The organism is Variovorax sp. efr-133-TYG-130 (assembly GCF_030208835.1).
In the GTDB taxonomy this organism is placed as follows: domain Bacteria; phylum Pseudomonadota; class Gammaproteobacteria; order Burkholderiales; family Burkholderiaceae_C; genus Variovorax.
The window spans coordinates 42,071-51,876 of the sequence record NZ_JARVTD010000008.1; the positions used below are offsets into that span (position 1 = coordinate 42,071).

Below are 9,806 nucleotides of genomic sequence, written 5' to 3' on the forward strand. Positions count from 1 at the left end.
AGTTGGTTGGGACGGAGGAAGGTGGCTGAGCCGAAATGCACGCCTGAGGGGCATGCGGCCGTCGGCCGGCTTCGAACCCTCCATTGTCGTTGGTCGGAAAAACCCCGATGAACATCGCGAGAAAACACCATTGCAAGCATCGGGCCTGTTTGCTACATTGCCCTCGAATGTAGTGAACGCAACATGAAAGTGTAGGGAATGCTACACAAACGGAACTCGGCGCACAAGCGGGCGGACGGCACGTTTGTTGCAAAGACCGGCTTCCTGGTTTGCACCTTCGCACACGACCGACACGCCCACGAGATCGCCCCGATGACAGAACACACCAAGACAGACGGACTGCCCGGCATCGACATGCCCGTGGTGGCCGACGCCGGCAGCGGCGCCTTCGGCAAGGCGCCTCCGCGCAACGAACGCATGAGCACGGCCAAGGTCGAGTGCAACGCCTGCCCCGTGCTGTGCCAGATTTCCGACGGTCGCACCGGCGCCTGCGACCGCTACGCCAACCGCGAAGGCGTGCTGGTGCGCGTCGACCCCGTGGTGCTGCTGCGCCGCGCGGTCGAAAGCGAGGCTCCGGTGCTGGTGCCCTTCGACCGCCCCGGGGCAACGCCCGCCGAGGCCCCGGCCGAGCCCGACTGGAACGGCGACCTGCTGCACGCCGACGAAGTCTTCGTCACCGGCGTGGGTTCCTCCACCACCTACCCCGACTACAAGCCCGCGCCCTTCATCGTGGCGTCCAAGGCCAAGGGCGTCGACATGGTCACCGTCGTCACCGAAGGCATCTTCAGCTACTGCAGCTTCAAGGTGAAGATCGACACCGACCGCTTCCTCGGCTCGGAGCAGGCCAACGTGCGCTACCGCGGCGAGGTGGTCGGCCACGTCACCACGGCCGAGTACGGCTCGCAGATGCTGTCGCTGGGCGGCGTGCATCACCTCACCGGCGGCAGCAAGAAGGAAGGCCGCATGACTGCCGAGCTGATGCAGCTGCTGGGCAACAAGAAGGCGGTGGAGTGCACCATCGACGGCGGCTCCACGCTCGTCATCCAGGCCGGCAAGGCGCCCATCGTCAACGGTGTGGAAGAGCAGCGCATGCGCGTGGGCTGCGGCTCCGCGGCGGTGGGCATCTTCGCGCGGCAGTTCGCCGGCGTGGCCGACGAGGTGGTGGTGGTCGACGACCACATCACCGGCGTGCTCACCGAGCACCAGGCCGGCCGCTGCCTCGACATGGCGCCCTCGGGCATCCAGATGCTGGGGCGCAAGTCGACGCCGGGGCGCTACTTCCAGGTGGCGAACCCGGGCAACGGCTGGGGCGGCACCGACATCGCCGATCCGCTCGCGATCATCGAAGGCTGGGAAGAGGGCGTGGCCCGGCCCGGCCTGCGTCTGCTCATGACCTCGACCACCGGCGAGCACGCGCAGTGGTACGTGCTCGACGACGCGCTCCAGCCCGTCGAGCAGCCGATGCCGCCCGAGGTGCGCCGCATCGTCGAGCGCATCGGCGAGAACTGCGAGCCTTCCCTGTGCACCGTGCTGTTCCTCGGCGGTGCGGGCGGAAGCCTGCGCGCCGGCGTCACCGAGAACCCGGTGCTGCTCACGCGCGCCATCAAGCGCGCGCTGGTCAACGTCACCTGCGGCGGCGCGCCGGCCTATGTGTGGCCCGGCGGCGGCATCACGGTGATGGCCGACGTCATGCGCATGCCCGACAACAGCTTCGGCACCGTGCCCACGCCGGCCATCGTCGCGCCCATCGAATTCAGCATGCGGCGCGACGACTACGAGGCGCTCGGCGGCCACATGGAACACATCTTCTCGCTCGAGCAGGCGCTCGCGCGCGGTGCTTGGCAGGAAGACGGCGCGCCGCTCGCGCGCCAATGGCTCGCCATGGACGACGCCAACCCGTGGCCCCTGGGCCACGCACCGATGCTCGGCTGAGGCCAGCCATGACCGCCCAACGCAGCGCGCTCGGCGAAGGGCGCTGGCACTTCAACCACGGCCCGATCGACATCGTGGCCGAGGCGCATGGCGACCCGTACGCCGTGGCCGCCGCGCACGACGCGGCGTGGGCGCGCTTTGTCCACGTGCTCGACGAACTGGTGCGCGAACTGCCGCTGCTGCGCCTGCCCGTGACCGACAGGATGCGGCCGCGCAACGTGGTCGCGCGCCGCATGTGGGACGCGTGCGCCGCCTTCTCGCCGATGTTCATCACGCCGATGGCCGCCGTGGCCGGCTCCGTTGCGCAGGAGCTCATCGCGTTCTACGAGCGCCCCGGCATCGAGCGCGCATGGATCAACAACGGCGGCGACATCGCGCTGCATCTCGCGCCCGGACAGTCGGCGCGCGTGGGCGTGTACGCCGACCTCGCGCGCTTCGACTTGCGCAGTCACATGGCCGGCGAGGGCGGCCTGCTCACCACCGACGGCCGGTTCGAACTGCGCGCCGAGCAGCCGGTGCGCGGCGTCGCCACCAGCGGCTGGCGCGGGCGTAGCTTCTCGCTGGGTATCGCCGACAGCGTGACGGTGCTGGCCGCCACCGCGGCGCAGGCCGACGCCGCCGCCACGGTGATCGCCAACGCGGTCGATGTCGACGACGCCGCCATCGCGCGCCGCCCCGCCAGCCAATGCAAGGACGACAGCGACCTTGGCGACACCCTTGTCACTGTCGACGTGCCCGCGCTGCCCCCCGCGCAGGTGCGCAGCGCACTCGATACGGGCGCGGTGTGCGCCAAAGTCCTGCAAAAAGGCGGGCTCGTATGGGCCGCTCTACTCGTTTGCCAGGGGCAGTGGCGTCTTGTCGAACCCTTATGCTCGAAGGCGCTCGAGACAGAGCTGCCCAGAACAGTTGGTTCAGTATTTGCTTAACGAAAAGCAAGGTTCTTTTTCATGATCGAAATCCGCCGCGTCTTCACCCATGTCGAGCACATCCACCACGAGTTCGGACCGCGCGCCGACACCCCGCTGGTGCGCGGTGCCATCGGCGCGGTGCTGGCCAATCCCTTCGCGGGCCGCTACGAGCCCGACATCCTGCCGATGATGGCGCTGCTCGACCCCGTGGGCGTCGACATGGCGCACCGCCTGCACGACGCCATGGACGTGCCGCTCGAGCAGATCGCCACCTACGGCAAGGGCGCCATCGTCGGCGCCGACGGCGAGCTGGAGCACGGCGCGCTGTGGCATGTGCCCGGCGGCTATGCCATGCGCGAACTGCTCGGCTGGAAGGGCGACCGCGCGGCCTACACCGCGGGCAAGCCCGAGGAAAAGACGGGCCAGCCCGGCAACGCGCTGTCGATCGTGCCCTCGACCAAGAAGGTCGGCCCGCCCGGCGCCGCGCTCGACGTGCCGCTCACCAACATCAACGCCAGCTACGTGCGCGGCCAGTTCGACGCCATCGAGGTGCGCGTGCCCGGCGCGCCGGCGGCCGACGAGATCGTCTTCATCCTCGCGATGAGCACCGGGTATCGCATCCACGCACGCGTCGGTGGCCTGCTCGCCAAGGACATCAGCAAGTGGGACGGCCTGCGCTGAGCCGCGGCATCCATACAGAGACAAGACAAGGAACACAGAACATGACCGCCAACATCCGCAAGCTCGTCGTCCAGGTCGATGAAACCCGCCGCGAAATGGGCAAGGACATCACGCCGCCCACGCGCCGCGCCGTCGCCATCGCCGTGATCGAGAACCCCTACGCTGGCCGCTACAGCGAGAACCTCGACGACCTGATCGCCATCGGCGAGGAGCTCGGCGCGCTGCTGGGCCAGAAGGCCGTGAAGGCGCTGGGCATCGAGCCCGGCCAGGCACAGAGCTACGGCAAGGCCGCGATCGTCGGCGAGAACGGCGAGCTCGAGCATGCCGCCGCCATCCTGCATCCCAAGCTCGGCGCGCCGCTGCGCGTGGCGGTCGAGAAGGGCGCGGCGCTGGTGCCTTCGGCCAAGAAGCGCGGCTCGCTGGGCACCGCCATCGACGTGCCGCTGGGCCACAAGGACGCGGCCTTCGTGCGCAGCCATTTCGACGCGGTGGAAGCCCGCGTGAGCGACGCGCCGCGCGCCAACGAGATCGTGGTGGCGGTTGCCGTCACCGACAGCGGCCGACCGCTGCCGCGCATCGGCGGCCTGCAGGCCAGCGAGATCAAGGGCGAAGACGGTCTCAGATGAGTACACCCCCAGTCTTCGCGCACTGCGTGTCGCTTCGCCAACCCCCTCGCCGGGGCCAACACCAGCGGCCCGGCAAAGCCGGTTCCGCGGTGTTTCCCGCAAAGACCCCGTTTTTCTTGTCCCTTCCAGGAGCTTCTCGATGAATCCATTGCGCCATGTTTTCTGCGCCGCCTCCGTCGTCACGCTGGCCACGGCCCTCGTCCCCGCGCACGCGCAGGGCGTGATCAAGATCGGTGAAATCAACAGCTACAAGGCGCAGCCCGCCTTCCTGGAGCCCTACAAGAAGGGCATGGAGCTCGCGGTCGACGAGGTCAACGCCAAGGGCGGCATCAACGGCAGGAAGATCGAGCTCATCAGCCGCGACGACAACGCCAACCCCGGCGACGCCGTGCGCGTGGCCGAAGAACTCATCTCGCGCGAGAAGATCGACGTGCTGGCCGGCGCCTTCCTGTCGAACACCGGCCTGGCGCTGGCCGACTTCGCCAAGCAGAAGAAGTTCTTCTACCTGGCGGCCGAACCGCTGACCGACAAGATCGTCTGGAGCAACGGCAACAAGTACACCTACCGGCTGCGCCCCTCCACGTACATGCAGGTCGCGATGCTGGTGCCCGAGGCCGCCAAGCTCAAGAAGAAGCGCTGGGCCGTCGTGTACCCCAACTACGAATACGGCCAGTCGTCGGTCGCCACCTTCAAGACGCTGCTGAAGGCCGCGCAGCCCGACGTCGAGTTCGTCGCCGAGCAGGCACCGCCGCTGGGCAAGGTGGACTCCGGCAGCGTGGTGCAGGCGCTGGCCGACGCCAAGCCCGACGCCATCTTCAACGTGCTGTTCGGCGCCGACCTCTCCAAGTTCGTTCGCGAAGGCAACACGCGCGGCCTGTTCAAGGACCGTGAAGTCGTCAGCGTGCTGACCGGCGAGCCCGAGTACCTCGACCCGCTGAAGGACGAGGCGCCCAACGGCTGGATCGTGACCGGGTACCCGTGGAACGGCGTGAAGACGCCCGAGCACAAGGCCTTCCTCGACGCCTACCAGGCCAAGTTCAAGGACTACCCGCGCCTGGGCTCGGTGGTGGGCTACAGCGCCATCCACTCGATCGTGGCCGGCATCCAGAAGGCCGGCGGCACCGACACCGAGAAGCTGGTGGCCGCCTTCAAGGGCCTGCAGGTCGAAACGCCCTTCGGCAAGATCAACTATCGCGCGCAGGACAACCAGTCCACCATGGGCGCGTACGTGGGCAAGACCAAGAACGACGGCGGCAAGGGCGTGATGGTCGACTATGTCTACCTCGACGGCGCCAAGTTCCAGCCTTCGGACGAAGAAGTGAAGAAGATGCGCCCCGCCGACTGATCGCGCGGCTCCTGCACCGCATCCGCAGCCCTTGCACCAAGGCGCGGATGCGGATGTCTCCAGTTTCCTCAGGGTCCTTATGAGTTTCTCAGGCTTCGTTGTTCAGTTGCTCAACGGGTTGGCCGGCGCGTCCTCGCTCTTCTTCGTGGCGGCCGGTCTGTCGTTGATCTTCGGCGTGACGCGCATCGTCAACTTCGCCCATGGTTCGTTCTTCATGGTGGGCATCTATGTCGCGTACACGCTCGTCGACAAGCTGGGTTCGAGCCTGGGCTTCTGGCCCGCGCTGCTGATCGCGGCGGTGGCGGTGGGCGTGCTCGGCGCGCTGATCGAGGTGGTGCTGCTGCGCCGCATCTACAAGGCGCCCGAGCTGTTCCAGCTGCTCGCGACCTTCGCGCTGGTGCTCGTCATCAAGGACGCCGTGCTGTGGCTCTGGGGGCCCGACGAATTGCTCGGCCCGCGCGCGCCCGGCCTCAAGGGCTCGGTCGAAATCCTCGGGCGGCAGTTTCCTTCCTACGACCTGTTCCTGATCGTCGTCGGCCCGCTGGTGCTGGGGCTGGTGTGGCTGCTGCTCACCCGCACGCGCTTCGGCACGCTGGTGCGCGCCGCCACGCAAGACCGCGAAATGGTCAGCGCGCTGGGCGTCAACCAGGCCTGGCTTTTCACCGCCGTGTTCGCGCTCGGCGCCTTGCTCGCGGGCCTGGGCGGCGCGCTGCAGCTGCCGCGCGAACCCGCCACGCTCGAAATGGACCTGAACACCATCGGCGCCGCCTTCGTGGTGGTGGTGGTCGGCGGCATGGGCTCGCTGCCCGGCGCCTACGTGGCCGCGCTGCTCATTGCCGAGATCAAGGCGGTGTGCATCTGGCTCGGCGTGGTGCAGATCTTCGGCATCGACGTGTCGTTCTCCAAGCTCACGCTGATGGTCGACTTCCTCGTCATGGCCATCGTGCTGGTGTGGCGCCCCTGGGGCCTGTTCGGCCGGCCGCAGGCGCCGAGCCGCTACGTGGGCATGCAGGAAGAGCCGCTGCGCCGGCCCGGCAATGCCTACCTCGTGGCCGCCGCGGTGCTCGCGCTGATGCTCGCCGCGCTGCCGCTGCTTACCGTCAACTCGCCCTACACGATGGTGCTGATGATCGACCTGCTGATCGCCGCGCTGTTCGCCACCAGCCTGCACTTCATCATGGGGCCGGCGGGCATGCACTCGTTCGGCCATGCCGCGTACTTCGGCCTCGGCGCCTACGGCGCGGCGCTGCTGGTGCGTTCGCTGCACCTGCCGATGGAAGTGGCGCTGCTGGTTGCGCCGGTCGTCGCGGCGCTCGGCGCGCTGGTCTACGGCTGGTTCGCGGTGCGGCTTTCGGGCGTGTACCTGGCCATGCTCACGCTGGCCTTCGCGCAGATCACCTGGGCCATCACCTACCAGTGGGACAGCTTCACCGGCGGCAGCAATGGCCTCACGGGCGTGTGGCCCTCGGAGTGGCTGTCGAACAAGCAGGCGTACTACTGGCTCACGCTGGTGCTCGTGGGCGCCGGCGTGTGGTGGCTGCGGCGCGTGCTGTTCTCGCCCTTCGGCTATGCGCTGCGCGCGGGCCGCGACTCGGTGCTGCGCGCCGACGCCATCGGCATCGACGTCAAGCGCATGCAGTGGGCGGCGTTCGTCATCGCGGGCACGGTGGCGGGCCTGGCCGGCGCGCTGTATGCATTCTCCAAGGGCAGCATCTCGCCCGAGAGCCTGTCGGTCGGCAAGTCGGTCGACGGCCTCGTGATGGTGCTGCTGGGCGGCATCCAGACGCTGGCGGGTCCGGTGGTCGGCGCCGTCACCTTCACGTGGCTGCACGACACCGTGGCGCGCAACACCGACTACTGGCGCGCGATGCTCGGCGCCATCATCCTCATCCTGGTGCTGCTGTTCCCGCAGGGCATCGCGGGTTCCATCAAGCAGCTGGCCGAACGCTGGCGCTCGCCCCGGCACGACGCGGATGCCGACAAAGCCAAGCTCGAGGAGGTGAAGGCATGAGCCTCCTCAAAGTCGACAATCTCGGCAAGTCTTTCGGCGGCGTCAAAGCCGTGGACGGCATCAGCTTCGAGCTGCCGCCGGGAGAACTGCTCGCGCTCATCGGCCCCAACGGCGCGGGCAAGTCCACCACCTTCAACATGGTGAACGGGCAGCTCAAGGCCGACCAGGGCTCCATCACGCTCGACGGCCAGGAACTCGTGGGGCGCAAGCCGCGCGAGATCTGGCGCATGGGCGTGGGCCGCACCTTCCAGATCGCCGAGACCTTCGCTTCGCTCACCGTGGTCGAGAACGTGCAGATGGCGCTGCTTTCGCATGACCGCAAGCTGTTCTCGATGTGGCGCCGCGCGGCCGACCACAAGCGCGACGAGGCATTGGCGCTGCTCGACCAGGTCGGCATGAAGTCGCAGGCCGACCGGCCCTGCAGCGTGCTGGCGTACGGCGACGTGAAGCGCGTCGAACTCGCCATTGCCATGGCCAACAGCCCCAAGCTGCTGCTGATGGATGAGCCCACCGCCGGCATGGCGCCCAAGGAGCGCAACTCGCTCATGGCGCTGACCAAGGAACTGGTCATCCAGCGCGGCATGGCCGTGCTCTTCACCGAGCACAGCATGGACGTGGTGTTCGCGTATGCCGACCGCATGATCGTGCTGGCGCGCGGCCGGCTCATCGCGCAGGGCAAGCCGCTGGAGATCCGCGACCATCCCAAGGTGCAGGAGGTGTACTTCGGCACGGGCAAGACATTCGAGAAGAAGGCTGCGGCCGTTGGAGAAGCTGCATGAGCGACCGTGAACCCCTCCTGCAGGCCAAGGCCCTGTGCGCCTGGTACGGCGCCGCGCAGATTCTTTATGACGTCGACCTCGAAGTGCGGCGCGGCGAAGTGGTCGCGCTCATGGGCCGCAACGGCGCGGGCAAGTCGACCACGCTGAAGGCGCTGATCGGCATGCTCGCCAAGCGCCGCGGCGCGGTGCGTTTCCTGGGCCACGACATCTCGAAGAGCGAGCCGCACCACGCGGCGCGCCTGGGCCTGGGCTTCGTGCCCGAAGACCGGCGCGTGTTCACCGACCTCACGGTGATGGAGAACCTCGAGGTCGGCAAGCAGCCCGCGCGCCGCTGGGCCGACGGCACCGACGCGCCGCTGTGGACGCCCGAGCGCCTGTTCAAGCTGTTCCCCAATCTCGGCGAAATGCCCAACCGTCCCGGCGGGCGCATGAGCGGCGGCGAGCAGCAGATGCTCACCGTGGCGCGCACGCTCATGGGCAACCCCTACCTCGTGCTGCTGGACGAGCCCTCCGAAGGCGTGGCGCCGGTGATCGTCGAGCAGATGGCCAACATGATCCTGGAGCTTAAGGCGCAGGGCGTGAGCATCCTGCTGTCGGAGCAGAACATGCACTTCGCCGAACTGGTGTCCGACCGCGCCTATGTGCTCGAGAAGGGCCAGATCCGCTATCACGCCACGATGACCGAGCTTGCCGCAAACGACGAGGTTCGCCGCGCCTACCTCAGCGTCTGATTTTTCTTCAACCCCCGGAGTCCACGCCATGCATCGCAGAACCCTCGTGAAATCCGCCGCCGCCCTCGGGCTGGCAGGCGGCCTCGGCAGTGTCGGTTTCAACGCCTTCGCGGCGGGCAAGATCAAGCCCGGCGACAAGGCCGCGCTGATCGTGGTGGACGTGCAGAACTGCTTCCTCGACGGCGGCACGCTGGCGGTGAAGGGCGGCAACGAGGTCATTCCGGTCATCAACGCGCTGGCGCCCGCGTTCCAGAACATCGTCGTCACGCAGGACTGGCACACGGCGGGCCATGCCTCCTTCGCCAGCACCTACAGCGGCAAGAAGCCCTTCGAGACCACCAAGCTCAGCTACGGCACGCAGGTACTGTGGCCCGACCACTGCGTGCAGGGCACCGACGACGCCGCGCTCGGCAAGGACCTGAAGGTGCCCACCGCGCAGCTCATCATCCGCAAGGGCTTCCACAAGGACATGGACAGCTACTCCGCCTTCGAGGAAGCCGACCACAAGACGGCCACCGGCCTGGCCGGCTACCTGAAGGCGCGCGGCATCAAGACCGTGTTCGTCACCGGCCTGGCCACCGACTTCTGCGTGGCCTGGACCGCCATGGACGCGCGCAAGGCCGGCTTCGAGGCCTACGTGATCGAGGACGCCACGCGCGGCATCGACCTCAACGGCTCGCTGGCCGCCGCGTGGAAGCAGATGACGGCCAAGGGCGTGAAGCGCATCCAGTCCGCGGACATCCACGCCGCCTGAGCCCGCACCGGGAACAACAACAAAAGCACGAGACCCACG

Annotated in this window: 9 protein-coding genes; all 9 read left to right on the forward strand. The window is 67.9% G+C overall.

Translation table 11 applies throughout. The features are described from left to right. The first annotated feature begins 312 nt into the window (after window positions 1–312). The 9 genes from QRN67_RS10230 (at window position 313) to pncA (ending at window position 9,767) form a co-directional block, all read left to right on the forward strand. Window positions 313–1,932, forward strand: coding sequence for a 6-hydroxynicotinate reductase (locus tag QRN67_RS10230; RefSeq protein WP_285411666.1), 1,620 nt, complete (start codon window positions 313–315; stop codon window positions 1,930–1,932). 8 nt (window positions 1,933–1,940) lie between these two features. Then, on the forward strand, window positions 1,941–2,858 hold the full coding sequence (locus QRN67_RS10235) for a UPF0280 family protein (protein ID WP_285411667.1): 918 nt from the start codon (window positions 1,941–1,943) through the stop codon (window positions 2,856–2,858). Window positions 2,859–2,879: 21 nt separating this feature from the next. Further along, a complete protein-coding gene (locus tag QRN67_RS10240; RefSeq protein WP_081268097.1) occupies window positions 2,880–3,521 on the forward strand; it encodes an amino acid synthesis family protein in 642 nt (213 codons plus the stop codon). Window positions 3,522–3,562: 41 nt separating this feature from the next. Beyond that, complete coding sequence (locus tag QRN67_RS10245; RefSeq protein ID WP_081268098.1) at window positions 3,563–4,147, forward strand: amino acid synthesis family protein; 585 nt, start codon at window positions 3,563–3,565, stop codon at window positions 4,145–4,147. A 139-nt stretch (window positions 4,148–4,286) separates the two neighbouring features. Further along, window positions 4,287–5,492 (forward strand): ABC transporter substrate-binding protein, encoded by a 1,206-nt coding sequence (locus tag QRN67_RS10250; RefSeq protein ID WP_285411668.1) that lies wholly within the window; start codon window positions 4,287–4,289, stop codon window positions 5,490–5,492. Between the two features lie 79 nt (window positions 5,493–5,571). Then, window positions 5,572–7,503, forward strand: a complete 1,932-nt coding sequence (locus tag QRN67_RS10255; RefSeq protein ID WP_081268100.1) for an ABC transporter permease — start codon at window positions 5,572–5,574, stop codon at window positions 7,501–7,503. Beyond that, the gene (locus tag QRN67_RS10260; RefSeq protein ID WP_081268101.1) at window positions 7,500–8,282 is read left to right on the forward strand and encodes an ABC transporter ATP-binding protein; all 783 of its coding nucleotides are present in this window, start codon (window positions 7,500–7,502) and stop codon (window positions 8,280–8,282) included. Before QRN67_RS10255 ends, QRN67_RS10260 begins: the two co-directional genes overlap by 4 nt. Then, on the forward strand, window positions 8,279–9,013 hold the full coding sequence (locus tag QRN67_RS10265) for an ABC transporter ATP-binding protein (protein WP_285411669.1): 735 nt from the start codon (window positions 8,279–8,281) through the stop codon (window positions 9,011–9,013). Before QRN67_RS10260 ends, QRN67_RS10265 begins: the two co-directional genes overlap by 4 nt. A gap of 28 nt (window positions 9,014–9,041) precedes the next feature. Beyond that, entirely contained in the window at window positions 9,042–9,767 is a 726-nt protein-coding gene (gene pncA, locus QRN67_RS10270) for a bifunctional nicotinamidase/pyrazinamidase (RefSeq protein ID WP_285411670.1), read from the forward strand. Window positions 9,768–9,806: the final 39 nt, after the last annotated feature.

Excerpts from the sequence above, each read along its gene's own strand:
- QRN67_RS10230 (WP_285411666.1), top strand. The coding sequence starts at position 313 with ATGACAGAACACACCAAGACAGACGGACTGCCCGGCATCGACATGCCC.
- QRN67_RS10235 (WP_285411667.1), top strand. The coding sequence starts at position 1,941 with ATGACCGCCCAACGCAGCGCGCTCGGCGAAGGGCGCTGGCACTTCAAC.
- QRN67_RS10240 (WP_081268097.1), top strand. The coding sequence starts at position 2,880 with ATGATCGAAATCCGCCGCGTCTTCACCCATGTCGAGCACATCCACCAC.
- QRN67_RS10245 (WP_081268098.1), top strand. The coding sequence starts at position 3,563 with ATGACCGCCAACATCCGCAAGCTCGTCGTCCAGGTCGATGAAACCCGC.
- QRN67_RS10250 (WP_285411668.1), top strand. The coding sequence starts at position 4,287 with ATGAATCCATTGCGCCATGTTTTCTGCGCCGCCTCCGTCGTCACGCTG.
- QRN67_RS10255 (WP_081268100.1), top strand. The coding sequence starts at position 5,572 with ATGAGTTTCTCAGGCTTCGTTGTTCAGTTGCTCAACGGGTTGGCCGGC.
- QRN67_RS10260 (WP_081268101.1), top strand. The coding sequence starts at position 7,500 with ATGAGCCTCCTCAAAGTCGACAATCTCGGCAAGTCTTTCGGCGGCGTC.
- QRN67_RS10265 (WP_285411669.1), top strand. The coding sequence starts at position 8,279 with ATGAGCGACCGTGAACCCCTCCTGCAGGCCAAGGCCCTGTGCGCCTGG.
- pncA (WP_285411670.1), top strand. The coding sequence starts at position 9,042 with ATGCATCGCAGAACCCTCGTGAAATCCGCCGCCGCCCTCGGGCTGGCA.